Here is a 25,216-nt window from a genome sequence, read left to right on the forward strand (position 1 = left end):
CCACAAAGAGTAAATTTTCTCGCTTCACAGACCGAAAAGCATGTTAAGAGAGAAGGGTGCAAGATGTGAGATAAGATCGATCGAGGGGCTATTCCCTGCGGGAGAGTCTTGAATCATTTCTTTTGTGTCCCCTGAAGTTGGGACGCAAGGTTGTGTAGTAACCGTTTAACCGCCGACTCCTATCGGGAGTTTTCAACACTTTTTTATTACACTCGCTGCAACTTAGCTGTTCTGGGATCGATGATTTTTCGGCCCAAACCCGAAAACTTAATTGCCAGATTAGTTTTATCGCCTTCTCCCAAAACGTGGGTAATTTCTCCCACTCCAAAAGCATGATGAAAAACCCGATCGCCCGTTTTCCACTCTGCCGATTGAGAATTCCCAGAATTAGCTGCTGAATTATTAGTTTTTCCCTTGGAAACAGCCGTTTTAGCTGTCTTAGTTTTCTTCGCACTTCCAGCCAGCAAATGTGTGGGCAATTCCCCTAAGAACAGTGAAGGGGTGCAGTGTTCCCGGAAACCTCCCCAGAGGCGGCGTTCGCGAGTGTGGGTGAGAAATAGCAATTCCTGGGCGCGAGTGATGCCGACGTAGCACAAACGGCGTTCTTCTTCTATCGCTTTTGGGTCGTCCAAGCTGCGGAAATTGGGAAATAAACCCTGTTCCATTCCGACTAGAAATACTACGGGAAATTCTAACCCTTTGGCGGAGTGCAGCGTCATCAGCGATACGCGGGAATCTTCTTCCTGCAAGTCATCTAAATCGGATGCTAAAGAGGCTTTTGCTAAAAATGATGTCAGCGTCGGTTCTTCGTTTTGTTCTTCAAATTGCAGGACAGCATTGTACAATTCTCTGACGTTTTCGATCCGATTTTCTGCTTCCTCGGTTCCTTGATTTTTTAAATCGTCAATGTAGCCTGAATCTTCGATAATTCCTTGGACAATTTGCGAAGCCGGCAGAGTTTCAACTTGCGATTGCCAACGACCAATCATTTCGGCAAACTTAATAATAGCTTTTGCCGATCGCCCTGCGAGAGTATTGACAGAAGATTCATCGCTGAGGATTTCCCACAACGGAATGCCCAATTGAGTTGCAGCGTCTTCGACTTTGGAAAATGTGGTATCCCCAATGCCGCGGCGGGGAGTATTGATGATGCGTTTGAGGCTGACGCTATCGTCGGGATTGGCAAGCACCCGCAGGTATGCTAGGATATCTTTGATTTCTTTGCGATCGTAAAACTTCAGGCCGCCGACAATATTGTAGGGAATATCTAAACGCATTAACGCTTCTTCAAAGGAGCGAGATTGAGCGTTGGTGCGGTAGAGAATCGCAAAATTACTGCCCTGTTCGTATTCGGAATTTTGGCGCTTCAAGGAATGAATTTGACCCGCTACAAATTCCGCTTCATCTAATTCGTTGTCGGCGCGCCAGACAACAATCGGAGCTCCCGGTTCGCGAGTCGGGCGCAGAATTTTTTCGATCCGTTCGGTATTGTGTTCGATCAAGTGGTTCGCCACTTGCAGGATGTTTTCGCGCGATCGATAATTTTCCTCTAATTTTACCATTGTCCGAGTTTTTTCGTCAGATAAACTATCTCCAAAATCCTCTTGAAATTCCAGCAATATGGTATAATCTGCCATCCGAAAACTGTAAATTGATTGATCGACATCGCCCACGACAAAAATCGAGCGGTTTTGCCATTTGTCGAAGTTTTTCGGGTCGGCGTTATTTGTCACCAACATCCGAATCAAATTGTATTGAGTGCGGTTGGTATCTTGGTATTCGTCAACTAAAATATGGCAAAACTTTTTATGCCAATAACTTAATACTTCCTCGTTTTGGCTCAAAAGTTTAACAGGAACGAGGATTAAATCGTCAAAATCTAGGGCATTGTTTGCTGCTAAAGCGTCTTGGTAGCGACTGTAAACATCGGCAATCACGCGACCTCGATAATCCGGTTCTGCTGCTTGGTATTCTAGAGGCGACCAACCTTTATTTTTAGCGTTGCTGATGACATAGCGGACTTTTCGCGGGTCAAATTTCTTGTCGTCGAGGTTCAGTGTTTTTGTAACAATTTGTTTGACGAGACTTTGAGCATCTGACTCATCAAAAATCGAAAAGTTTTTCTTCCACTGGCGCCCTTTTTCGTCTTGGTATTTTTCTATATCGTAGCGGAGAATGCGACCGCACAAAGAGTGAAAAGTCCCCATCCAAATGTGCTTGGTAATTCTCTGGTAAATTTGCGATCGCAATTTGGTTTGTACATCCGGGGCTAAGTCTACCAAAGGTTTGCCATATTCCGCTTCAGCTTGCTGAGTTGCCAGCAATTTCTCAATTCTTTCTTTCATCTCCCTGGCGGCTTTATTTGTAAATGTCACCGCCAGAATATTTTCAGGATCGACTCGATGCGTGCGAACTAAGTTAGCAACTCGGTAAGTTAGAGCTCTGGTTTTGCCGGAACCAGCGCCCGCTACTACTAACAGCGGCCCGTTATAATGGGCGACTGCTTGGCGCTGAGATGGGTTGAGGTGGCTGAGGAAATCAGTGGTTTGAGTCATAGCTAGAAAGTTAGTTTAATTTTTTAAGGGGTAAATAATACTTGGTATGCGATACCGCGAGTTCTTTTTAAGGTAAGGTGCGCCTAGCGCACCCTATATTATAACTAGAACGGTGATTTTTAAAACTTTAAATATTTTTTTGCCAAGCGACTTGTTTAAGCTAAGGTGTTTGGCGCGCACCCTACACTATAACTAGATAGGTAATTTTTTTTAACGTTTAAATATCCGTGTTAGCCACATTGCTGCTAATATTCCCAAGCCAATCCAAATGGCAATAATCACAACAGCCGCAGCCCGATTTATCGGTTTTCCTCGCTCTATTTCTGCGGCTGCTTTTTCCCGACACTCGGTTAAAACCTGTGGCGGAATCATCTTAAGTACCAGCCAAATTGCCACAGGTACAATTATCAAATCGTCCAAGTAGCCAAGAATCGGTATGAAGTCAGGAATTAAGTCGATCGGGCTAAAAGCATAGGCAACCGTAAGCCCTGCTAAAATTCTGGCGTACCAAGGTACTCTCTGGTCTGTACTGGCTAAATAAACAGCGTAAGTCTCTTTTTTTAGTCGGCGGGCAACTTGTTTTAAGGATTGCATCTTTTAACAATTTTATCATTTTTAAATTTTATTTAAAATGAAATAAGAGTTACGTCGGAGTGTCATAAACTGGGTGGTTTTCTATATTTATCGCTGCCAAACGTCTTATTTGACCCAGAACACCAATTTTTTAGTGGAGCGTCCTGCGGACATCATAATAACTCATAATTTCTTCAGAAGTACGGACTATTTTTGTAGTTGCTAAAAATGTAACAACCCGGATATTTAGCAATTTCAGTGGGAAGGTAAAGTATAGCATCTGTGGTATGTGAGGAGAATCAAGTTTATGAATTCAAATTTGCAACGTCGCGATCGCATTAATTTCCGTAGTCTGGTAACAGCGTTGTGTTTAACCTTAACTCTCGTGAGTTTTGTGAGATTAGATCCGGCGGTGGCTCAAGAACAGCGGATCAGAACGCTGAGTGTTACTGGGCGGGGTGTGGAAGCGATTCCTACCACCCAAACACAAGTGAGGCTGGGGGTTGAGGTGCAGGGGAAAACGGCGGCCGAGGTGCAGCAGGAAGCTGCGAGACGATCGTCCGCTGTGGTAGAGTTGCTGCGATCGCGCCAAGTCGAAAAACTCGAAACTGCCGGCATCACCCTCAATCCCATTTATAACTTCGACAACAACCAACAGCGCTTGACGGGCTATACGGCGACGAATACCGTCAGTTTTCGGATTAATACTGCATCTGCAGGCACTTTGCTCGACGATGCGGTGAATGCCGGAGCCACACGCATCGACGGTGTGAGTTTTGCCGCTGCCGAAAGTGCGATCGAACAAGCTCGAAAACAAGCCCTCAAAAAAGCCACTCAAGATGCTCAAGCGCAAGCGGATGCAGTCTTTAGCGCCCTCAACCTGAAGCGGGGAGAGATTCTGGGCATTCAAGTCAACGGTGCGAGCGCGCCGCCTCCAATGTATCGGCAATTGGCTGGTGCTCGCGCTGCTACTGCTGATGCTACAACGCCTGTGGTGGGGGGGGAACAGCAGGTAGAAGCTTCTGTGACTTTGCAATTTGGATATTAATAATATAGTTAGGGGTTGAACTGGCCACATCAGCTTGACCCTAACTATTTCTCGATTTATCAAGCAGCTTTTTCTACAAAAAACTTTAGCCGTTTTAACCACTTCTGCCAGTAGTCCAGAAACGGAATCTCTCCTTCTTGAGGGGGAGAGTTCCTCAATAAATAGACTCTCTGTTAAACCGTAGGCGATCGCATTCCTCCTAAACAGAAAAGAGTGGACTCTTTTCTAAGATCCACTCTCTGTTAAACTCTCTTAGGGCTAACTTTAACAAGCTGGAGTTAAGCCCTTACTTTACCTAGTCCTTAATGATTCTCTTGTCATTAATGACCACTTTGTCTTTGAGTTCAGGACTGCCGGAGATGTGAAGATCACTATCCTTATTTTCCTCGGCGGATTCGGCTAGATATTGGGCAGATGACTTAACATCGTGCGCTGCACGTTTAGCAGATTGGGCTGCATTTTGAGCAGATGATTTTAAATCCTGCGCTGCACCTTGAGGAGATGGGGTTGCATTTTGGGCAGATGACCTAAAATCAGGCACTGGAGGTTTAGCAAATTCGGCTGCATTTTGGGCAGATGACCTAAAATCAGGCACTGGAGGTTTAGCAAATTCGGCTGCATTTTGGGCAGATGATTTAAAATCATGCGCTACACCTTGAGGAGATTGGGCTGCATTGTGGGCAGATGACTTAACATCCTGCTTAACATCCTGCGCTGCACCTTTAGCAGATTCGGCTGCATTTTGAGCAGATGACTTAACATCATGCGCTGCACCTTTAGCAGATTCGGCTGCGCTTTGAGCAGATGACTTGATTGATTCGGCTGCACTCTTGCCAGATGACTTAAGCGATTCGGCTGCACTTTTTATAGATGGCTCAACTGCTTTCGCTGTATCTTTTACAGTCGATCTAAACTCCTTAGTTGCCCCCTCAATTTCTTGAGCTACAGCTTTGGCAGAAGGCTTAACTTCATCAGCCGTACTCTTAATAGAGTCCGCTGCACTTTGTATAGAAGGCTTGACACCTTCGACTGTCTGCTTGACTGAATCTTTTACTTCTCTAATCGTAGGTTTGACTTCCTCGGATGCACTCTTGACTGCATCTACTACAGAAGGCTTGGCTTCCCTAACTGTCTCATTGACAGATTCGGCTATACCTTTAATCGAAGGCTTAGTTTCCTCAACAGTCTCTTTGACTGCTTCTGCTGTAGCTTTGATAGATGGTCTAACTTCTTCAGCAGTTTCCTTTACTACTGTCCCTAGCTCTTCTACAGTGTGTGTAATACCGTCTGCTACGCTGTGTGCTGCATCCCCTAAATTATCTACAGCACGGTTAACAGTATCAGCAGTACCTTTACCAATCATAGCGCCAGCAACTGAGCCTGCTACAGCACCAATAATGCCTCCAGAGCGAGCACCTAGTATACCACCGACTGCTGCTCCAGCTATCCTCGCACCAAGGCCTGAACCTGATGATTGATCTTCCTGTGATTCTGCATTTTCGTTAGTCTGAGCCTGAAGCTGCTGGTTTTCGCTATTGTCAACATTCTTTTCATGGAAGTCACGATTGGCTTCAGGCTGGTTAAAAGGCTGGTTATTATCAGTCATAAATATCCTTGGGTATTACTGCTACATTTACTAGCCTAACTATATACTTCTCAGAAAATCTACTGCCTAAGAACTAGATTTTGACTGTTACTTAAGAAGTAGATTCTTAAAAATACTGACCACTACGGCGCTAGCGGTTCCCTGTTCATTCGACCTTGAAGAAGCTGGATGCGCGCGTTAGCGAAGCCCTCGAAGAGGATCGCACATCTGGAACAGTCTTAGCTTAGCGAGCCAAAAATAACTCATGTATACAGATTTTTTTTACAGATTCAATGATTAATAAATCTTCTCAAACAAGAATATAAAATTCCAGCTTATAACTTAACTTATAAATAAATATATATTCTAAAAAAAGTTGCTACCATTAAATAATTGAATTAAGTGATTTGTTTTGTAGACGTTGCTGATTTACGGTCGGAAAAGCTAAATATGCAAGTCAGAGAAACCAGTATCCACAAAGATTCGGGATTTTCAACTGATTTTTTCCATACCCTGATTAAGCAACGCCAGATTTTGGAGTGATCTAACTCACGAGGAGAGCTCTTTGAACAGCAACTTGACCGCTTTAGCCACAGAAGCCCGATCGCACTTACGCGTAATTGGGCATAATTTCGATCGCTCCTAAATTTTAGCGTCACATACGGCAAAATGCCGTATATAATAGAGAGATTATATCTACCGTATTTTGTATGACTAAAACTACTAAATCGGAACCGTCAGCCCGATTGGAGGCTCGTATCAGTCCAGAGATTAAAGCCCTTTGGCAAAAAGCCGCTGACTTAGAAGGACGTACCTTAACAGATTTCGTCATCGCCAGCGTTCAAGCAGTCGCTTCCAAAGTTATTGAACAGCACCAAAGACTGAAACTTGACCTTGACGACAGCGAGGCTTTCGTAAATGCCCTACTGAATCCAACCCAGCCGAATCAAGCTCTCAAAGCAGCAGCCTTGCGCTACAAACAAGTGATGGGCGATGGTACTCACAATTGAACCCTTAGATAGCAGCAGACATCACAGAGAGCTTTTTTGTTGTGGACAAGATAGTTTGGACAACTACATCCGCAAACAAGCTTCTCAGGATATCAAAAAGAAAGTCGCAATCGTATTCGTTTTAGTGGACTCTCCCAACACAGATGTGATTGCCTATTATAGGCTTTCTGCATACACCATTGAACTCGCAGAGTTAAATGAATCTTTTGCAAAAAAGCTGCCCCGCTATCCCCTTCTACCTGCTACATTGCTCGGTCGTTTGGCAGTCGATCGTACTTACCAAGGTCAACATCTCGGCGAGTTAATTCTGATAGATGCTTTGACAAAAGTACTCTTGGCAACTGCACAAGTTGCATCTCTCGCTGTCATTGCAGAAGCTCTGGATGAGCCAGCAGCCAATTTCTATCAAAAATATGGTTTTCAAAAATTCAAACAAAACCCGATGAAGCTTTATCTACCAATGAAATCGGTGGAAGAACTTTGTCAAAATTATAACATTTAGTTGATTTTGTTAAAAACCGATCACCCATCCCACTCCCCAACCCCAACCCCAACATCCCCCAAAACTTCAATTACTACCGGATCGTCGATCGAAGTACCCGATATCGACTACAGTAAACACAAAATATTATTGGCGGTGATTTGAGTGATTGAGACTTTAGCAACAGGAATCGCAGCAGCCGGTTCGCTGCTAGCATTGGGCGGATTGGGCCTAGAGTTGAACTATCGCCGGACTGGAAGTGCAAATAAACTAGAACTAACAGCCGGAGAATGGCACTTAGCCATCTCGGAACCCAACCGCTATCTTTTAGTCGGGGAAATGGAGTTCCGCAACCTGACACAGCGATTTGAGATTATGTTGCCGGAAGTGCGGGCACAGGTGAAACTGCTGTCTGACGGAAGTTTGGATGGCGTTACCTCCGAGACAAAGGTGATTCCTTGCCACAAAGACGCAGCAGCCAGAGCAGACGATTACTGGTTCGGCTATATTGTTAAAGCCCAAAAAAACACGAAAATTAAAGTTTCTGTAGACATTCAAGGGCAAGATTTAACCAAATTGCAATCAGCTTGGGTGCAAGTACACTTCGTCACCTACGGCCCAGGTGGCCGCATCCCGAAAGTCCGTAACGTAGTAGTCCCGCTGCAATTTCCCAACTCGGAGACAGTACCTAATGCCCGAAATGTCGGAGTTGCCGAAGTTTTGCCGATTCGCACCCACATCCTGACGGAATTGGACAATCCCGTCGAAATTGTCAAGCGTTACGTGCTGCCGCGCGCCCAGAAAGGCGATATTGTCGCCCTCGCAGAGACTCCCTTGGCTTTGATGCAGGGACGCTATCGCCATCCCAGTGAAGTCAAACCAGGATGGGCGGCGAAGCGAGTGTGTTTGTTTTTCTTACCCATGTCGAGTTTGGCTACAGCTTGCGGAATGCAGACGTTGGTTGATGTAGTCGGCCCTTGGCGCGTAGTAGCAGCATTTGCGATCGGCGCTGTGGCTAAAATATTCGGTAAACCGGGAGTCTTTTACCAACTAGCAGGGGAACAAGCCAGACTGATCGACGACGTTACCGGGACTTTGCCTCCCTTCGACCAATTTATTGTCCTAGGCCCGGACAATCCCCAGCAAGTTGTAGAAGAAATTCAACGAGAAACCGGACTTGCGGCGGCGATCGTAGACGCTAATGACTTGAAAGCAGTTAAGATATTAGCAGCGACCTCCGATTTATCGGTAACATTCTTAGAGCAAGCCTTGCGAAGCAACCCCGCCGGGAATGCTGACGAGCGAACACCGGTCGTTGTAATTCGACCTCTGCAACAAAAATCTTGAGTTGAAAACAGAAAATTAAAAATTCAAAAAGATGATTTGCAATTTTTAATTTTCGATCGAGCAAGAAAGGGAGAAGAATCAAAAGTTATAAGTTTTGAAATCAAAATTTACCCATTCAAAACTCCAAACTTATCTAACTCTTCCCCTTTCTGAATTTTTATTTTTAAATTTCCATTCTCCACTTTTATGCTATGACTTCATTTCCCTCCCAAAACCAAAACCAGGTTGTGATTCGCCCGTTTCAGTATCGCGATATCGAGGTGATGGAACAACTGTGCGCGGAAACAGCCGAAGAGCCAGAAAACCGCAAGGGCGCAAGCTGCGACGTGGTACTAGGTAGAAAGTTGCAGCAGATTCGTCGCTGGTACGGACTACTAAAGATTTTTAGCTTGTTTCCCAACCCTTGTCAGTCCCTGTTCCGGGCCCATGTTGCCGAAGAAGAAGGGAGCGTTAAGGGCATAATTCAGATTTCTCCTTTCAACCGCACCCGCAGCACTTGGCGGATCGATCGCATAGGAGTAGACCCGGAAGCCCGCAGCAAAGGAATTGGTTCCATGCTGCTGCGGTACTGCTTTGAGGCAGTCTGGGAGGCGCGCACGTGGCTGTTGGAAGTGAATGTCGGCGACAACACTTCCTTGGCTTTGTATCGGCAAAACGGGTTTCAGCCTTTGGCCCAGATGACTTACTGGACGATCGCCCCAGAACGCCTGCAAGAAATGGCAAGCTCGACCCCAGATTTGCCCAACCTGCTGCCTGTTAGCAACGCCGACGCTCAGTTGCTCTATCAACTGGATACCGCGTCTATGCCGCCCCTGGTGCGCCAAGTATTCGATCGCCACATTCAAGATTTCAAAACCAGTTTTTTCGGCGCTTTAGTCGAAGGTGTCAGACAGTGGCTGGGCAAAACCGAGGTAGTCAGCGGCTACGTGTTTGAACCGCAGCGCAAAGCCGCGATCGGCTATTTTCAGGTGCAGCTATCCCGCAACGGCCAGCAACCGCACGTCGCTCAGTTGACTGTACACCCCGCCTACACTTGGCTTTACCCAGAACTGCTGTCCCAGATGGCGCGCCTTGTTCAAGATTTCCCGGTTCAAAGCCTGCAACTGGCTTCCGCTGACTATCAGCCGGAACGGGAAGCTTATTTAGAGCAATTTGGAGCAGTGCGCGTGGAACACAGTTTGCTGATGTCTCGATCGGTGTGGCACAAATTGCGCGAGTCCAAGTTAGTCTCTCTCGAAGGACTCCAGCTATCTGAAATGCTGCAAAGCTTCCAGCCAACTCGCAAACCCGTACCGGGCCGGATGTCCTGGCTCGGCCCGATGGCTGGGGAAGCAGCAGCAGGGCCCGCATCCTCCGAGATAAAACCGCTCTTGACTGACTCAGGAAACAGCCAAACCAATCAAGCTAACCCCTTGGGCAGCCAAAATTCCGAATCAGCAGCAACTGATGGCAGCAGCATTTTGCCTTTAAATCTGCCAGAGTTGCCTCTAGACGGTGGCTGGCCAGGAGAACTCAATTCTTAATATGTGAAAGCAGAAGGTAAAAGGTAGAAGACAGAAAAAAATAGAATTAATCATCCAAAAAATTCTATTTTTTTCTGTCATAATCCCAAAATATCCCTTCTGCTTTTGATTGATATCAACCTAAGATTACCTATCTTCTTCTTACTTTCTTATCTTCTTTCTTCGCGTTCTTCGCGTCTTCGCGGTTCGTTAAAAAAAAACGGCAACTAACAAAGAAGTAAATCTAAAATCTAAAATCTAAAATCTAAAATTGCTTGATTGATAATGTCCAACGATAAATTATGGATTTCAGCACTGGGATTAGATATCGGCCTCAAACGAGTCGGCATCGCCGGGTGTGACGGCACCGGCTTAATAGCTACGGGCATTACAACTCTGGTACGATCGTCCTTTGAGCGAGACGTAGCTTATCTCCGAGAACTCGTGCGAGAGCGGAGAGTGGAAATTTTGGTGGCAGGCTTGCCCTACTCCCTGAACGGAGAATTGGGTGCTCAAGCCCGACAGGTGCAGAAATATGCGAATCGCATCGCCACAGCCCTAGAACTCCCCCTAGAGTACGTGGACGAGCGCCTGACTTCGGTTGAGGCAGAGGAATTGATGAAAACACAAGGGATTTCCCTGTCGCAAAATAAGGGTGCGATCGATCGCAAAGCAGCGGCCCTGATTTTGCAGCAGTGGCTAGACGAGCGGAGGCAAAATATCTCCGCCCTTCCCAATCCTTGATAGCTTGTAACAGAGGCGTGATATCCTGGTTGTGCAAGTTTGCTACGCACACCTGTAACCCTTGACAAACTGGAGAAAATTCTGCTGTACCCTCGGTACTGAAGAAGCACAAAATCGTGATTTGTCCTCAGTGTCGCTTGCTAACTCGACTGAGATTTAAACGCTGCACTCCTCGCCTGTGGAAAAGGCCGCGAGTCTCGCGGTTGAAGCTTGTGGACTGGCGATCGCCCACTTAGCCAGAATATCGCCACGAAAATTCCCAATTGTCAAGCCAACGTTACTGAATTATTGACGGAAAACTAAGATACACGCGATGTCCTCATCCCCATACCGCAAAAAAGAGAATGGCAATTCCAACGAAGAGTCCGTCACCTTGACGGATGAAGTTGGGCGATCGCTGACTTGCAACATAGAATATTCTATGAACCTAGAAGGTGAAGAATACGCTTTGCTGCTGCCAATTGACTCCCCAGTAGAAATTTTTACCTGGCACGGAGACGATAACGACGAAGCTGCAATTCCTGTAGAAGACGAGACCGAAATTGACAAAATTTTTGATACCGCTAAAGTTGTCCTGCAAGAGCAGAACTTGACGCTCCGGCGCACGGCGGTGACGTTGACTGTGGTTGGCGAATTGCCGGAATTTCCCGAAGAGGATATGGCATCCGATGTCGATCCAGATGAGGAGTCCGAGTTCGAGGAACTGATGTGGCTGACCAGTTTCTACCACGAAGAACAGGAATATGCCATTTATACGCCTTTAGACCCGTTCTTTATCTTGGCTAGAATGGATGAGGACGGCAAGCCAGAATTGCTCTCGGAAGAAGAGTTCCAAAGGCTGGAACCGATGTTACCTATGCTGGAAGACCAGTTCTTTGACGAGCTTGATTAGATATTAATTGCAGGCACCAGTCCTGATGGCAAAAAGCAGAATTTTTTACTATTTTATAAAAAAGTAAACTGCTCGCCCGATCGAACTTTTTCTAGATGGCCGCTTCTGCCTTCGCGATCGGGCTTTTGAATTGAGCCGCGTGAATTGGGTCTTTTAAATGGCTTGTATTCGTAACTTTTCGGTCATCAATCGCAGGTCATCAGTCATTAGTCGCTAGTTAACCGCCGCTTATCCAGGACAACGGACTATGAATAAAGAACAAATGACAAAAGGCAGCACGCGCGAGAGCCGAAAAGGTACTCCGCAAGTCTCTAAATGGTTGTTTTATCTGGCCTTGCTGCCGGCAATCTGGGGGGTTTGCGCTTGGCAGGGCTGGGCTTGGTGGAGCTGGGCTTCGGCGCCACCTAAAATCACATCCTCATCGGGAAATCCGGCAGAGGATGCTGCTGTTTCGATCCAAATTCCGGAGGGTACTCCCAGTCAAAAAATAGGCCGGGATTTAGAGGCCGCGGGGTTGATTCGATCGAGTTCGGCATGGAATATGTGGGCCCGCTGGCTGACTCTGCAAAACCGCGAGGGAGGTTTTAAAGCAGGAACTTACCAACTTTCGCCTACTCAGCCTCTGAGTGCAGTTGCTGACAAAATTTGGAAGGGCGAAGTCGCACAGCAGAGTTTCACTATTCCAGAAGGGTGGTCGCTGCAACAAATGAGCGCTTATTTTGAAGCGCAAGGTTTTTTTCCGGCTAAGGATTTTATGGCGGTGGCGAGTCAAGTTCCCTACGCTCAGTACCCTTGGCTACCGAGCGGATTGCCTCACTTGGAAGGGTTTTTGTACCCGGATACTTATCAGCTAGACGGCGATGCAATTAGCCCGGAAGCTGTCATCAAGCAAATGCTCGGTCGCTTCGAGCAGTTGGCTTTGCCGATCTATCAAAAAAATCAGAAGAATACTAAGCTGGATTTGAAAGAGTGGGTGACGCTGGCTAGTATTGTAGAAAAAGAGGCTGTGGTTGCTTCCGAGCGGAACCGTATTTCTGGGGTATTCAACAACCGTCTGAATAAGGGTATGCCCTTGGGTTCTGACCCGACGGTTGAATACGCTCTCGGCATCAGGCAAACGAAGGAAAAGCCTTTGACTTTCAAGCAGGTGGAAACACCTTCTCCTTACAATACTTACATCAATGTAGGGCTGCCGCCAACTCCGATCGCATCTCCGGGAATCGCCAGTCTGGAAGCGACTCTGACTCCTGAAAATACAGAATACCTGTACTTTATGGCGCGGTACGACGGCACTCACATTTTCAGTCGCACCCTGGCCGAACACAATGCTGCTGTGGCTCAAGTTGACCAAAAAGTGCGATCGACTCAATAGATGGGCAATGACTAATACAAAAGTAAAAAGTCAAAAGTCACAAAGCCAAAGCAATAATTATTCACTTTTGATTTTTTACTTTTTTAATCTTTAACTTCCAATTTCTTATTTGTCAATCTAAAAACTAAAATCTAAAATCATTATGACTTGGGGTAAAATACTACAGCCTGACTTAGTTTTAGGCGATTCAGTCATGAAGTTAACGGCTGACATTCTTCAGGAATATAATATTAAAGGATTAGTTTTGGATGTGGACGAAACTCTCGTTCCCATCACAGCAATGAATGCTTCTCCTGAACTCACCCTGTGGGTGGAAGAAATAAAACCCGTAGTATCGCTATGGTTGGCGAGCAATAATTTAAGTCAGACTCGGATCGGTCGGATTGCTGAGTCTTTGAATCTACCTTACATCACGGGTGCGGCTAAGCCGTCGCGCCGCAAGTTGCGAAGGGCTATTAATGCGATGAATTTGCCGGTGGAACAGGTGGCGATGGTGGGCGATCGACTTTTTACTGATGTTTTAGCAGGCAATCGTTTGGGTATGTTTACTATTTTAGTGGAACCAATGATTGATGCTGGGTATGCGCTTCGCAAGTATCCGGTGCGCTCTTTTGAAGTTTGGGTTTCTCAAGCTTTGGGGGCATCTCTGAAAATTAAAGATTAAAATTGGGCATTGGGCATTGGGCATTGGTAATTAGGAATTGGGAATTGGTAACTAATGGCAACAGACAACAGTCAACCGTCAACAGTCAACAGTCAACAGTCAACAGTCAACAGACAACAGACTCAAACTATTGTTGTTAAAATTGGAACTTCCACTCTGACTCGATCGACTACAGGAAACTTAGCTCTTTCAACTATTGCTGCATTGGTCGAAATTTTAGCTGATTTGCGGCAGCAAGGCCATCGAGTAGTTTTGGTTTCTTCGGGTGCAGTTGGGGTTGGCTGCGCGCGCTTGGGTTTGACGGAACGCCCGCGAAATATCGCTCTGAAACAGGCTGTGGCGGCTGTGGGCCAAGGGCGGCTGATGCGGGTGTACGATGACTTGTTTACTACTCTGCAACAGCCGATCGCTCAAGTATTGCTCACCAGGGGCGATTTAGTGCAGCGTAACGGTTATGTTAACGCTTACAATACTTTTCAGCAATTGCTCAGGTTGGGCGTGATTCCGATCGTCAATGAAAACGATACAGTAGCGGTAGACGAGCTCAAATTTGGCGATAACGACACGCTTTCGGCGCTAGTAGCGAGTTTGGTAGAAGCAGATTGGTTGTTTGTGCTCACAGATGTCGATCGGCTGTATTCCGCCGATCCGCGCAGCAATCCCGACGCGCAGCCGATCGCCCTAGTCCAAAGTATGGCACAGCTCACAGAATTTCAGGTGCAAACAGGAGATTCCCGCAGCGGTTGGGGAACCGGCGGAATGGTGACAAAAATTGAAGCGGCGAGAATAGCAACTGCATCGGGAGTGCGGACTGTCATCACTGACGGCTGCTTTCCTGGTAATATCGAGAAAATACTTAACGGAGAGTCGATCGGTACTCAATTCGAGCCTCAACCGCGCCCTGTAAACGCTCGCAAACACTGGATAGCTAACGTGCTAATTCCAGCAGGAAAACTATATTTAGATGCGGGTGCTGTCAAGGCAATTTCCCACGGTGGAAAATCGCTTTTAGCTGCGGGTATTGCTCAAGTAGAAGGAGAATTTCAAGCTGATGATTCCGTGCAGTTGTGCGATGCAGCCGGCAAGCAAATTGCTAGAGGACTTGTGAATTATAGCAGTTTAGAACTGAGACAAATCCAGGGCTGCAAGTCAGAGAAAATTGCTGATATTTTAGGCTATGCAGGCGTAGAAACGGCGGTACACCGAGATAATTTAGTGATTGTTTAAACTAACAAATATCGAGACAGTCGATCGGGCAATGAGCGAAGGCAGAAATTGAGGATATTTGCAGCACAGTCTTGCAAGAATTTGTTTGGCTGTGTTGGAACAGCTCGTTCATCGCTTCTGTAAACAGTTCAAATAAGTTTTGTGCTAATTCTAAAGCTGCTTGGTATTCCGCATCTGTAAGTTTGATCTCTGCTAAAATTTGCAACATCTCTGGCGTGTTTAAAAGGTGATAATTTTCTAAACCCCCATAAGAACCTCCAAAATCAACAGATTCTTTTTGGTTAATTTGCTGTAATTCCATTACCACTGCTAGCGCCGCCTCAAAAAAAACTTGGGCAGTTCCTTCGAGGACTTCCACTAACACCAGTTTCTGAATGGGAGAGGCTTTCCAAGCGTAGCGTTCGATCACTGAACAAAGCGATCGAGTTTTTTTAGTTTCTTCACCCCAAAGCATTCTGAAATCGCCGTAACTCATTAATTGGTTTAAGCCCAGCTCCTCTAGGTATTCTAGATAGTCGTGCCAATAATAGTTTTTTTTATAAGTATATTTATTAATCAGTTCCTGAACGTTGTTATTACTAGAAGATTCTCGCAGCACATATTTATTTAAATCGCTCAAGCCCACAGCCAAAGGAGCGAGTACAGGTGCAAAAATTAGTCGTTGATTCGCGTGAATATCTTTGTTGGCTAGAAAGTCAAACAAGGGCAATTTTGCAAACTCTTGCTTTTTGGGTTCAATGAATGCTACAATGGCTTTCATACTTTTTTCGCCTAAATGGTTGCTGTCAAGATAATCTTCATACCTCCGTTAATTATCTATATTATCGAGCATAAATAATTGTGTTTATTATCATACATATTTGTATTTTAGATCATAGGTAAGAGTGTTGGCAGTCACAGGAAATTGTGACTTGTATCATATTGTGCCAGAAGTTCGAGCATCTGATTCACTAGAGATAAAATGTTCTACATTTAGATTGCATATTTCAGGCATTGCTCAAAGCGACCCCACAAAAGTTGGATTATTTTTTGACAGGCAAGTTAAAGGCTGATTAGCTTATCTAGGCAAGTGAGCATTCTGCTCGAACTCCTAAAAAATGGTGTTTACAAAATCGGGATGCTGCCTGCAAATCAGTCCTAGACGCATAGGAGTCTCGAAACCAGGTTTCTTTGCAGATTCATCGCTGCTCAACAAAAATTTTTCTGAGAAACCCGGTTTCTTTAACCCTTGGTTTTATTGCTTCTTCCCTCTTTCCTCTTCCCTCTTGTTATTCCTTCTTCCTTCTTCCTGTGGCCATAAGTCTCAAAATAACAATTTCCCATTCTCAGAATTGCCTTTAGGTGCGTTCTGAGTTACTCTATCTTTTGGATCAGTTAACACAATTATAGGAGTTAATCTTGGAACGGACTTTTTTAGCGATTAAGCCCGACGGCGTACAGCGCGGACTCGTCGGCGAAATTATCGGTCGTTTTGAAGCCAAGGGCTTTAAGTTAGTTGGCATGAAGCTGATGACGGCGAGTCGCGAACTAGCGGAACAACATTATGATGTTCACAAAGAAAAACCCTTCTTTGCTGGATTGGTAAACTTTATCACTTCAGGCCCTGTAGTGGCGATGGTTTGGGAAGGCGACGGCGTTGTGGCATCGGCGAGAAAAATCATTGGCGCCACAAATCCTCTGAATGCAGAACCTGCGACAATTCGGGGCGATTTTGCCGTCAATGTCGGCCGTAATCTCATTCACGGTTCTGATGCTGTCGAGACTGCCCGTGCGGAAATTAGCCTTTGGTTCAAGGAAGAAGAATTGAGTGCTTGGACACCTTGTTTAACTCCTTGGATTGTGGAATAGTTTTGATATTCTCCCGGTGGTTAATCGGGAGATATAGCCTTTTTTAGACAGATGAAATATCATGTCGCTGACTCACTCATAACTGTAAACTATAGAATAGTTTGAGATGTTTACTCGTTACCAGGAGCTGGCTGGTAACGAGAAGAAAAAACGTTAATCGGAACTTAAAAACTCCAAATAATTATTAGTCAATTCTTTGACTGCTAATTCGTAAAACTGTTGACCGTGTTCGGGGGTTGCTAAGCCCGGATTTGAACCCATTCTCCCGTCGGGAAATCGGCGGCGGAAGTCAGCGGCACCGTAAATTTTGTGTCCGGAACCGACTTGTTCCGAAAGCTGAGCTTGCTTGATTGCTTCTGGATAAAGGTACTGGGTTAAGGCGACTTCGCTGGGGGTGGCGTGGGAACCTTCTTGGTTTCCGTATAATTCTTTTGCTAGTTGGTAAACTGAACCGCACATGAACCAGTTGCCGATTTGACACTGGATTTTATCGGCATTGGGTAAATGCAAGTCTGACAAATGCGCGTATGTCTCGGAAAATGCTGCTTTCATTGTCGCAATGTTGCCACCATGACCGTTAATGAAGAAATATTTCTCAAATCCCGCTTTTGCCAAAGATGTGATATAATCCCTGATTACCAGTATTAGAGTCTGGGGTCGGAAGCTGATTGTGCCGGGAAAGCTGGTGTGGTGCAAGGCCATCCCGACATTAATTGTGGGGCCGATTAAGGCATTGGCAGCTTCGCCGACACCGCGGGCGATCGCCTCGGCAGCAATGGCGTCAGTCCCGATCAAGCCGGTGGGCCCGTGCTGTTCGGTGGAGCCGATCGGGATAATTATGCCGAGGGAGCTTTCGAGATAAGCTTCTACCTCGGGCCAGGTACTCAAATGCAGCAACATGATAGGCAGTCTACAGAATTTTTACTTGCTATCGTCGATCGTAGCCGGCACGGGAAAAAAAAGGACTTTGGGGCAACTTATTATTGTATTATTAAAAAAAGCTCTTAAAGTGCGATCGCACCTTTACCGTTATATTACTTAACGTTAATAATTTAACCACTTAATAACCAAAACTTTACCTTTTAATAACCTTTTAAGAGTAGTATAACAAGCATATCCCTCTAGATTGGGTGTTACGTGGTCAATTAACAGCGGGCAATGTTTTATGAAATTAACACCGACCCCGAAAAATGACTAGACTTCTGTGGCCTGGACGCAGGCAGACAGCGCGGTTCCGACAACTGCTCTACGGCTGTATTCCTTACACGAGCAAGTAGCAAAGGTCGAGCGCGTGCCTGTAGGATGGGCTGGCGAAAGATTCTAAGCGATCAAACAAATGGCGATCGTACAAGCGATCGCAGCGCGAGAGTACCTCAGCTACTGAAGAAGGTACCTCGCGCTAGCCACATACAAACATCACTCCCACTGATATTTATGTCTTCTGCTGAATTAAGCGAAAGTCCTTCAAGGTTGGCTGTTGGACAAGCCGGCCGTATCTTGTTATTGGAAGGTGAAGATCTGTTGCGGGAAATGCTAGCTTTAGCCCTTAAAGAACAGGGCTACGAGGTGGTGGTTACTAGCGACGGGCGCAACGCTTTGCCTTCTGTACAGGCTGCTTCGTCATACCACGGTGAATTTGCCTTTAACCTGTTAATTATGGATTCAATTAACGGTTTGGATCTGTGTCGAATGTTACGGCATCAAGGAAATCCCGTCCCTATTTTGATTATCGGTGCTAGAGGAAGTGCCAACAATTGCGCTTTTTATCTAGAAGCCGGATCGGATGATTATCTGACCAAGCCTTTTGGAATGCGGGAGTTTATCGCTCGCTGTCGGGCGCTGATGCGACGCCAGCGCCTCGGTCATTTGCGACAACCGATGATGCTGCAATATAAGAGCATAACTTTGTATCCTGAAGAGTGCCGCGTGTTGGTTCGTGGTCTGGAAGTCAAATTTTCTCCTAAACAGTTTCGCTTACTAGAACTATTTATGAGTTATCCCCGGCGAGTTTGGTCTCGTGATCAGTTGCTGGAAAAAATTTGGGGTCAAGATTTTATCGGAGACAGCAAAACAGTTGATGTTCACATCCGCTGGCTGCGCGAAAAGTTGGAAATAGATCCGGCCCAACCGGAATATATCATTACGGTACGAGGGTTTGGCTATCGATTTGGTTAAAATATTAAATCAGTTTTAGGGTGGTAAATTGCAGTCGAATAGACAAATAAGGACACAAAAATGTTGTGTCCTTATTTGTCTATGGAGGGTGGGCAATACAATAGCTTGGAGGTGCAACCACTAGAGATATTCCAGCGACTGTTGCCGTTCTCTTTTACCCTGGGCGATCGGTATAAACTGACATATTGCACCATTGTCAAAAACAAGCAAGATGACTGTTCCACAAAGAATTTTCTTGTGGAACAGGCCGGAAAGCCTGTTCATAAAAAGCGAAGGGTGCAACATCTCAGTATAAATCAAAACTCCCCCGTCCACTCCCAACAATGAAGTTTCCAGCAATCTCCTGCAACCGCAACAGCCGCCACCATATCTGAACTGGGAATTAATTCAATTAAAGACCATCTCGATGCTTCTTCGGGGTTGTCTTCAACATTTAACAGCGCGGCAGGTTCTCCTGGTGCGAGGGTGACATCAAACTGATTCAGGGGAATAGAAAGTCCTTTACCGACTGCTTTGATATAGGCTTCTTTGCGAGTCCAGCAGGTGAAAAAAGCTCTGGGTTGGAGATGTTCTGGAAGCGAAAGCAACACAGAGTATTCTAATGGTGAAAAAAACTTTTTAGCAATTTCCAGGCAAGGAAAGTTGGTATTTATGCCTTCAATATCGACACCAATATCTCGATTTTTGGTAATCGCAATTAGAGCAATGTTTCCTGAGTGAGACAAATTGAAACGCAGGGTATTTCCACCTTGGGCGGCGATGATAGAGGGTTTGCCGTAGGGATTGTAGTCAAAGCGCAAAATGTGAGGATTTATGTTAAGATAGCGACTCAGAATCGCTCTGAGTACCCCACGACTGACAATAAATTGCGATCGACCTTTGGGAAAGTGAAAACCCTCGGCTTTTGTCCGCTCGTCGGTAGAGAGAGTCTGTTGTAAACTCTGCAAGCAAGATTCTGTTTGAGCCAGAGAGACGCGCCAAACATGAATTTCGCCCAGATCCAATGTCAAGTCTTGGGGTGGAGAATTCCACGAATCAAAAGCAGCAATCATGTATTTATCTTATTTTCTGAGTCACCTCATCCAGCATTCCCAGAAACAGGCAAGATTCCTGTTCTACTTGTGTTCTACTTTGAGCAACAGGCAAGATTCCTGTTCTACAACAGATGAATTTCAATCGCAAGGGTCAATTAATCCAGGTTTGTACAACTTTTCCTGCTATTTTTTGTCCTAACCAAGGCGTATTTGCCGATCGCGACTTCAGACTTGGCCCGTCAACAGTCCAACTCATTTGCGGGTCGAACAAAATCAGCTCAGCAGAGACTCCCGGTGCAACCGTGGCGGGGGTTTGTCCGATACAAACTGCCGGCAGGGCACTCAAAACTCGCCACAGTTCTAAAGCTGAAAATTCGCCAGTTTCTACCAGTCCGTGCCATAGTAAAGGCAAAGCTAATTCCAAGCCGATCGCCCCGGGCGGACTATCAGCAAAAGCCACAGTTTTCTCCTCATAAGTATGCGGATTGTGGTCGATCGCGATCGCATCAATTACGCCATCTTTCACAGCTTGAATCAGTGCTAATTGGTCGCTGAGATTGCCCAACGGCGGTTCTAGGCGTAAATTCGGATCGTAGGGCAACGAAGCAGTCAGAGCATTTTTACCGCCGGCATCTTTAGAGTTTCCTGAAATTGCCCCGACATTCAACAGCAAGTGCATCCAAGTCACACTCGCAGTCACCGGCAAACCCCGCGCCTTCGCATCTCGAATCAATTCCACGCTGCGCGCTGTAGAAACGCGCATAATGTGCACCGGAGTGTCCGCAGATGCCACCAACTCCAGAATTACCGCCAAAGCCGAAGTTTCCGCACTAGCCGGAATTCCTGGTAAACCCAAGCGCACCGACAGCGAACCCTCCCTCACCGCGCCATTTCCTGCTAAAGTTCGATCGCACGGCCACAAAGCCACCGACTTGCCCAAAGGCTTGATATACTCCAGCAAACGCCTCACCAGAGCGGGATTAGACAGCGGCAAACCGTCTGCAAAACCCACCACTGGACAGGATGCCAGCTCGCCCAACTCGGCCATCTGCTGCCCTTTAACGCCCGCTGTCAGCGCGCCCCAAAAATACAAGCGGGGCCGCCCGGGCGGCAAATTGCGGATATGTTGCTGCAACAAAGCTAAACCGGCCAAATTGTCAACAGGTGGCGAGGTATCTGGCAAAATCGCCACTCGCGTAAAACCCCCAGCCGCCGCAGCCTGCATCAAGGATTCCAGGGTTTCTCGATCCTCAAAACCCGGTTCTCCGCTGTGACTGTAGATATCAGTTAACCCCGGCCCCAAAATCAGTCCCTGGCAATCCCGCACTTGGGTGTCAGCGGGAAACTCAGCAATTTTTTCTTCGACTGTTTTGATATTACCTTCAGCAATCAGAATATCAGCGATGCGATCGCTCCCTGAAACTGGATCTAGCACTCGTACATTTTGTAGCAGTTCGCGGCTCATATAACAGAAGGAAGAAGGAAGTTCGGCAACGGATTATGTAACGGATGTAATGGAGCTCAGGAAGATGGAAGAAGCAATCCACGGCATTAGTTTCAGGAATTAAGAACTTCCTAAGCGTCGGGCGCGGTTGTTATCCAAATTCAAACATTTTTCAGGCGCGAACCCGTAGCGGTGGGCGTTCCTTCCGCTACGGGTTCGCGCTCAGCACTTTACTAATTAGAGTGCTCCGGCTGCTGTTTTGTCAAAAACGCCGCCGCTCAAATGAGTTGTGACATTCATCGCTTGTAATACCGGCAAACCATCGGGGCCGTGGGGATAATCAATCACGCTAACGGCTCCGTTTCCTTGTTTGAATTTCCAGAAATGTTCTGGTTCCAAACCGAATAGGTGGCAGAGAATTGCTTTGTTAATGGCATCGTGAGCAACTACAATCCCAGTACCAGAAACAGATTGTACAATTTCGCGCCAAGCTGCGATCGCTCTCTGCCAAACTTGCTGCAAATTCTCTCCTTCCGGCATTTGCACTGTTTCAGGAGATGTTTTCCATTCTGCTAGCAAACCCGGATAGGATTGTTCGATTTCTGACTCAAATTTTCCTTCCCAAAGTCCGTGGCTGATTTCTCTCAAGTCATCGCGCAGTTCCAGTTGCAAACCGCCGTGATATTTGAGAATAATTTCCGCAGTTTCTTTCGGGCGCAGCATCGAACTGCTAATCGCAAAATCTAAGTTTACATCCTTGAGAAATTCTGCCGCCCGCCGGGACTGTTCGCGGCCGTTATCGTTGAGAGGCACGTCAATTTGCCCTTGAAATTTACCTGCTTTATTCCAGTCGGTTTCGCCGTGACGCACCAGTAACAAGCGCGGGCCTTGGTGTCCGTCCCTCGGTTTGGGAAAAATTTCCCCGGTATGGGAAGTTAAATTAACCGACTCTAATTGAACTGGAACTTTCTTTTTTGGCTCTCCAAGTACGTCGTTGGGAACAGGGGAAGTTCCAAAATTAATGACGCTAATTCCGCAATTTGACTGTTGAATTGATTGATAGTAATCCGGGGTAATTTCCGACGCGGTGGCGATGAGAGCGCGGTTGATTCCGTTGTGACCTACTACTAGAATTGTGCCGTCCTGGTGACGCGATAAAAGTTCTTGCCAAAAATGACGGGCGTTAGCAAAAATTGCCAATACGGGAAAGTGTTCGATTTCGCCATCCACAGATGGCAGTTTCATGGAAAATTTGTCTGGCTGTCTTTGCCACTGCTGATATGCTTCGGGGAATTTGTCGATCGCATCTTGGCGCAACATTCCTTCCCACAGAGGCAAATCGATTTCCATCAAATTATCAGTTGGCTGGAGTTGTGGCGGATTTGTCAAGCGCGACAGGATGATTTCCGCTGTTTCTTTGGCTCGTTGCAGGGGACTGGTATAGGCGGCATCAAAGGCAATACTGCTGAGTGTGTCGCCTACTTGCAGGGCGGCGCTGCGGCCTGCTTCTGTCAAAATTGATTTATCGAGGCGGCCTTGGATGCGGCGTTCTTGATTGTAGGTGCTTTTGCCGTGACGGACTAAGATAATGCGAGTCATTCGATTTTAGATTTTAGATTTTAGATTTTAGATTTAGCCTGTTACCGCGCTTCGGGTGCGCGGTGCACGCCTTACCCATACATGGCGAGTCAAGGATTTGTGGCGTAAGTCTTGTTGAGGCGAGTCAAAAAGATGAGCCAGTGAAATTTTACCAGTTGTCGGGATACTCTCGTCTGCAACGACCTATGATTAAAGACGGAAAAGATTTAGCCACGGATTCGCGCGGGACGGAAAAGCAGTAATGACACTGAAGCGGGTTATTTTAGGTATTTTAACGGCGATCGCGATCGCCCTGGTCGGTTTATCTTTACTTGCTAGTTGGAATCAGCCGCAAATTCAAAGTCGGCTGGAACTCTACCAGACAAATTTGCTGCTGCACGCCTCGGAGTGGCAAGGAGAAAATAATCAGAGTGCTAATTTAAGTTCGGCGCGCAACAATATTGTCGGTGCAGATCCTTTAAATACGGCTTTGACGCAATATCAAGAAGCGCGAGACTCGACTCGCAAAACTCTCGAAACAACTCAAGCACAAGTTAAACAAATTCAGTCTGCCATCGCCTCTAAGTCTGAGGATAATACTCTGAATTTGGCTCCAAATAAGGCTGCGTCAGAGTCGATCAATCAACAGTCAGTGCTGCTAAACGAACTTGACTTGCGATTGGGGATTTTGCAGGTAAGCAGTGGCAAAACTGAGGCGGCTCTCCAAACTTGGACAAATTTAGTTGAGCGCTACAAAACTAAAAGTGATGACGATTCTTCTGTGGTAACTGCTCAAGTTTTAACTGGAATTTGGAGCAATCCGGCTCAACTACTGCCGGATGCCGAGCCGCGCATTCAAAAGTCTTTGGATGGCTGGTTTCGCTATCGCGCTCTCGCTCAACTTTACAAGCTGCAAGAACGTTCTAAAGAGCTGGTGGCGCTGCAAGCAGCAGAGCAAGTAATTGCCCAGCAAGCTGTAGAAAAGTTGGCAATTATAGTGGGCGTTCCGGCGATCGCACTTTGTATTGGTACGGTTTTGCTGGTTGGTTTGACCGTGCAGTGGCTGTTGCAGCGGAAGCAGTTAGATACAGCAGGTTCCGGCCCGGTGTTGGCGCGAAATGCGAGCTTGACTTGGGATGTGCCTTGGGACGGTGAGATTGTTTGGCAGGTACTTGTGGTCGGCTTTTTCTTTGTCGGCCAAATCTTGATTCCCTATTTGTTGCTGCCGGTTTCTCTGGCTGTTTTAAAACTCAATCCTGCTACTTTTGACCCGCGCGACAAGGCTTTTTATATCTTTGCTACTTATTTGTTGCTGTCGGCTGGGGGGCTTTCGGTACTGTATTTTTCGGTCAAGTCTTTTTTGCCTTTGCCGGAAGGTTGGTTTCGGATTAATTGGCGGGGAAATTGGTTTTTGTGGGGTTTTGGCGGCTATTTTGTTGCTTTGCCTTTGGTAGTTTTGGTGTCGCTGATTAATCAGCAATTTTGGCAGGGACAAGGTGGCAGTAATCCGATTTTGCCGATCGTTCTCGAAGGTCGGGACAACGTGGCTTTGGCGGTGTTTTTCGGCACTGCTGCGATCGCGGCTCCGGTTTTTGAGGAAATCGTGTTTCGGGGCTTTCTGCTGCCTTCTCTGACTCGCTATTTGCCTGTTTGGGGGGCGATCGCAGCTTCTGCTTTTTTGTTTGCTGTGGCTCACTTGAGTGTCTCTGAGATTCTGCCTTTGGCGACTTTGGGTGCGGTTTTGGGGTTTGTGTACACGCGATCTCGCAATCTCCTGGCTCCTATGCTTCTCCACAGTCTTTGGAACAGCGGTACTCTCCTGAGTCTGTTTCTTTTGGGCGGCGGCGCGAGTTAATTTGGGGGGTTGTTAATAATTGTGAATTAATCGGGTTTTTTTGACAGTTTTCCTGCAGGCGATCGACTCTTGCCAAAAACAGCATTAGGGTGATCGGTGCGCCCCTGATATCTAGTCCGGTAAAATAACCGGAATTTCATTAGGGGCGGGTTCATCCTAATCTGTAATATCAGCCACAGATCCAGATATACCCGCCCCGGTCGCTTACTTTAGCGGAAAAACCTGGTTTAACATGGAAGTAATATCTTGTGGGCTGATGATTGAGAGACTGGCGCGGGCGAT

21 protein-coding genes are annotated in these 25,216 nt (G+C 46.4%); 13 read left to right on the forward strand and 8 right to left on the reverse strand.

What is annotated here, in order from left to right; all coding sequences use genetic code 11:
* Positions 1–206: 206 nt before the first annotated feature.
* Entirely contained in the window at positions 207–2,555 is a 2,349-nt protein-coding gene (gene pcrA, locus QUA34_RS07915) for a DNA helicase PcrA (RefSeq protein ID WP_333385450.1), read from the reverse strand.
* A 210-nt stretch (positions 2,556–2,765) separates the two neighbouring features.
* The gene (locus tag QUA34_RS07920; protein WP_333324363.1) at positions 2,766–3,149 is read right to left on the reverse strand and encodes a YkvA family protein; all 384 of its coding nucleotides are present in this window, start codon (positions 3,147–3,149) and stop codon (positions 2,766–2,768) included.
* A 286-nt stretch (positions 3,150–3,435) separates the two neighbouring features.
* On the opposite strand from QUA34_RS07920, the gene QUA34_RS07925 reads away from it, so the two are divergent.
* Positions 3,436–4,176: an SIMPL domain-containing protein gene (locus QUA34_RS07925; protein WP_333324365.1), complete on the forward strand. Its 741-nt coding sequence runs from the start codon at positions 3,436–3,438 to the stop codon at positions 4,174–4,176.
* Positions 4,177–4,471: 295 nt separating this feature from the next.
* Here QUA34_RS07925 and QUA34_RS07930 read toward each other — a convergent pair whose 3' ends face one another.
* Positions 4,472–5,782 (reverse strand): hypothetical protein, encoded by a 1,311-nt coding sequence (locus QUA34_RS07930; RefSeq protein ID WP_333324367.1) that lies wholly within the window; start codon positions 5,780–5,782, stop codon positions 4,472–4,474.
* Positions 5,783–6,471: 689 nt separating this feature from the next.
* On the opposite strand from QUA34_RS07930, the gene QUA34_RS07935 reads away from it, so the two are divergent.
* The 9 genes from QUA34_RS07935 (at position 6,472) to proB (ending at position 15,000) form a co-directional block, all read left to right on the forward strand.
* Positions 6,472–6,771 carry a DUF1778 domain-containing protein gene (locus QUA34_RS07935; protein ID WP_333051545.1) on the forward strand — a complete coding sequence of 100 codons (300 nt, stop codon included), beginning with the start codon at positions 6,472–6,474 and terminating at the stop codon, positions 6,769–6,771.
* Positions 6,755–7,273, forward strand: coding sequence for a GNAT family N-acetyltransferase (locus QUA34_RS07940; protein WP_333385452.1), 519 nt, complete (start codon positions 6,755–6,757; stop codon positions 7,271–7,273). The genes QUA34_RS07935 and QUA34_RS07940 overlap by 17 nt, the downstream gene beginning before the upstream one ends.
* A 144-nt stretch (positions 7,274–7,417) precedes the next feature.
* Positions 7,418–8,599 (forward strand): F420-0:Gamma-glutamyl ligase, encoded by a 1,182-nt coding sequence (locus QUA34_RS07945; RefSeq protein WP_333330789.1) that lies wholly within the window; start codon positions 7,418–7,420, stop codon positions 8,597–8,599.
* 191 nt (positions 8,600–8,790) lie between these two features.
* Positions 8,791–10,122, forward strand: a complete 1,332-nt coding sequence (locus QUA34_RS07950; RefSeq protein WP_333385455.1) for a GNAT family N-acetyltransferase — start codon at positions 8,791–8,793, stop codon at positions 10,120–10,122.
* A 264-nt stretch (positions 10,123–10,386) separates the two neighbouring features.
* Positions 10,387–10,845 (forward strand): Holliday junction resolvase RuvX, encoded by a 459-nt coding sequence (gene ruvX / locus QUA34_RS07955; RefSeq protein ID WP_333385458.1) that lies wholly within the window; start codon positions 10,387–10,389, stop codon positions 10,843–10,845.
* 313 nt (positions 10,846–11,158) lie between these two features.
* Entirely contained in the window at positions 11,159–11,737 is a 579-nt protein-coding gene (locus tag QUA34_RS07960) for a DUF3727 domain-containing protein (protein ID WP_333080501.1), read from the forward strand.
* 247 nt (positions 11,738–11,984) lie between these two features.
* On the forward strand, positions 11,985–13,109 hold the full coding sequence (mltG, locus tag QUA34_RS07965) for an endolytic transglycosylase MltG (protein WP_333385461.1): 1,125 nt from the start codon (positions 11,985–11,987) through the stop codon (positions 13,107–13,109).
* Positions 13,110–13,251: 142 nt separating this feature from the next.
* A complete protein-coding gene (locus QUA34_RS07970) occupies positions 13,252–13,773 on the forward strand; it encodes a YqeG family HAD IIIA-type phosphatase (protein WP_333385464.1) in 522 nt (173 codons plus the stop codon).
* A gap of 54 nt (positions 13,774–13,827) precedes the next feature.
* Positions 13,828–15,000 carry a glutamate 5-kinase gene (gene proB, locus QUA34_RS07975; protein ID WP_333385466.1) on the forward strand — a complete coding sequence of 391 codons (1,173 nt, stop codon included), beginning with the start codon at positions 13,828–13,830 and terminating at the stop codon, positions 14,998–15,000.
* 1 nt (position 15,001) lies between these two features.
* Here the strand turns inward: proB and QUA34_RS07980 are convergent, their stop codons facing one another.
* Complete coding sequence (locus QUA34_RS07980) at positions 15,002–15,760, reverse strand: hypothetical protein (protein WP_333330811.1); 759 nt, start codon at positions 15,758–15,760, stop codon at positions 15,002–15,004.
* A gap of 638 nt (positions 15,761–16,398) precedes the next feature.
* Here QUA34_RS07980 and ndk point away from each other — a divergent pair.
* A complete protein-coding gene (gene ndk / locus QUA34_RS07985) occupies positions 16,399–16,848 on the forward strand; it encodes a nucleoside-diphosphate kinase (protein ID WP_333035325.1) in 450 nt (149 codons plus the stop codon).
* Between the two features lie 153 nt (positions 16,849–17,001).
* Here ndk and QUA34_RS07990 read toward each other — a convergent pair whose 3' ends face one another.
* Positions 17,002–17,748 (reverse strand): creatininase family protein, encoded by a 747-nt coding sequence (locus QUA34_RS07990; protein WP_333330813.1) that lies wholly within the window; start codon positions 17,746–17,748, stop codon positions 17,002–17,004.
* A 534-nt stretch (positions 17,749–18,282) separates the two neighbouring features.
* On the opposite strand from QUA34_RS07990, the gene QUA34_RS07995 reads away from it, so the two are divergent.
* The gene (locus QUA34_RS07995; RefSeq protein WP_333330819.1) at positions 18,283–19,023 is read left to right on the forward strand and encodes a response regulator transcription factor; all 741 of its coding nucleotides are present in this window, start codon (positions 18,283–18,285) and stop codon (positions 19,021–19,023) included.
* A gap of 296 nt (positions 19,024–19,319) precedes the next feature.
* Here the strand turns inward: QUA34_RS07995 and QUA34_RS08000 are convergent, their stop codons facing one another.
* The 3 genes from QUA34_RS08000 to QUA34_RS08010 form a co-directional block, all read right to left on the reverse strand.
* Complete coding sequence (locus QUA34_RS08000; RefSeq protein ID WP_333385471.1) at positions 19,320–20,075, reverse strand: 4'-phosphopantetheinyl transferase superfamily protein; 756 nt, start codon at positions 20,073–20,075, stop codon at positions 19,320–19,322.
* A gap of 133 nt (positions 20,076–20,208) precedes the next feature.
* Positions 20,209–21,522, reverse strand: coding sequence for a dihydroorotase (locus QUA34_RS08005; RefSeq protein ID WP_333385474.1), 1,314 nt, complete (start codon positions 21,520–21,522; stop codon positions 20,209–20,211).
* 216 nt (positions 21,523–21,738) lie between these two features.
* A complete protein-coding gene (locus QUA34_RS08010) occupies positions 21,739–23,100 on the reverse strand; it encodes a histidine phosphatase family protein (protein ID WP_333330826.1) in 1,362 nt (453 codons plus the stop codon).
* A 241-nt stretch (positions 23,101–23,341) separates the two neighbouring features.
* Here QUA34_RS08010 and QUA34_RS08015 point away from each other — a divergent pair, with 241 nt between their 5' ends.
* Positions 23,342–24,934 carry a type II CAAX endopeptidase family protein gene (locus QUA34_RS08015; RefSeq protein ID WP_333385477.1) on the forward strand — a complete coding sequence of 531 codons (1,593 nt, stop codon included), beginning with the start codon at positions 23,342–23,344 and terminating at the stop codon, positions 24,932–24,934.
* Positions 24,935–25,216 lie beyond the last annotated feature (282 nt).

Source organism: Microcoleus sp. POL10_C6, assembly GCF_036701585.1.
In the GTDB taxonomy this organism is placed as follows: Bacteria; Cyanobacteriota; Cyanobacteriia; order Cyanobacteriales; family Microcoleaceae; genus Microcoleus.

Bases quoted from the DNA above. Each gene is read 5' to 3' on its own strand.
- QUA34_RS07920 (WP_333324363.1), bottom strand. From the start codon at position 3,149: ATGCAATCCTTAAAACAAGTTGCCCGCCGACTAAAAAAAGAGACTTAC.
- QUA34_RS08010 (WP_333330826.1), bottom strand. From the start codon at position 23,100: ATGACTCGCATTATCTTAGTCCGTCACGGCAAAAGCACCTACAATCAA.
- QUA34_RS08005 (WP_333385474.1), bottom strand. From the start codon at position 21,522: ATGAGCCGCGAACTGCTACAAAATGTACGAGTGCTAGATCCAGTTTCA.
- QUA34_RS07980 (WP_333330811.1), bottom strand. From the start codon at position 15,760: ATGAAAGCCATTGTAGCATTCATTGAACCCAAAAAGCAAGAGTTTGCA.
- mltG (WP_333385461.1), top strand. From the start codon at position 11,985: ATGAATAAAGAACAAATGACAAAAGGCAGCACGCGCGAGAGCCGAAAA.
- QUA34_RS07960 (WP_333080501.1), top strand. From the start codon at position 11,159: ATGTCCTCATCCCCATACCGCAAAAAAGAGAATGGCAATTCCAACGAA.
- QUA34_RS07925 (WP_333324365.1), top strand. From the start codon at position 3,436: ATGAATTCAAATTTGCAACGTCGCGATCGCATTAATTTCCGTAGTCTG.
- QUA34_RS07940 (WP_333385452.1), top strand. From the start codon at position 6,755: ATGGTACTCACAATTGAACCCTTAGATAGCAGCAGACATCACAGAGAG.
- QUA34_RS07990 (WP_333330813.1), bottom strand. From the start codon at position 17,748: ATGTTGCTGCATTTGAGTACCTGGCCCGAGGTAGAAGCTTATCTCGAA.
- QUA34_RS07930 (WP_333324367.1), bottom strand. From the start codon at position 5,782: ATGACTGATAATAACCAGCCTTTTAACCAGCCTGAAGCCAATCGTGAC.
- proB (WP_333385466.1), top strand. From the start codon at position 13,828: ATGGCAACAGACAACAGTCAACCGTCAACAGTCAACAGTCAACAGTCA.
- QUA34_RS07935 (WP_333051545.1), top strand. From the start codon at position 6,472: ATGACTAAAACTACTAAATCGGAACCGTCAGCCCGATTGGAGGCTCGT.
- QUA34_RS07950 (WP_333385455.1), top strand. From the start codon at position 8,791: ATGACTTCATTTCCCTCCCAAAACCAAAACCAGGTTGTGATTCGCCCG.
- ruvX (WP_333385458.1), top strand. From the start codon at position 10,387: ATGTCCAACGATAAATTATGGATTTCAGCACTGGGATTAGATATCGGC.
- QUA34_RS08000 (WP_333385471.1), bottom strand. From the start codon at position 20,075: ATGATTGCTGCTTTTGATTCGTGGAATTCTCCACCCCAAGACTTGACA.
- pcrA (WP_333385450.1), bottom strand. From the start codon at position 2,555: ATGACTCAAACCACTGATTTCCTCAGCCACCTCAACCCATCTCAGCGC.
- QUA34_RS07995 (WP_333330819.1), top strand. From the start codon at position 18,283: ATGTCTTCTGCTGAATTAAGCGAAAGTCCTTCAAGGTTGGCTGTTGGA.
- QUA34_RS07970 (WP_333385464.1), top strand. From the start codon at position 13,252: ATGACTTGGGGTAAAATACTACAGCCTGACTTAGTTTTAGGCGATTCA.
- QUA34_RS08015 (WP_333385477.1), top strand. From the start codon at position 23,342: ATGACACTGAAGCGGGTTATTTTAGGTATTTTAACGGCGATCGCGATC.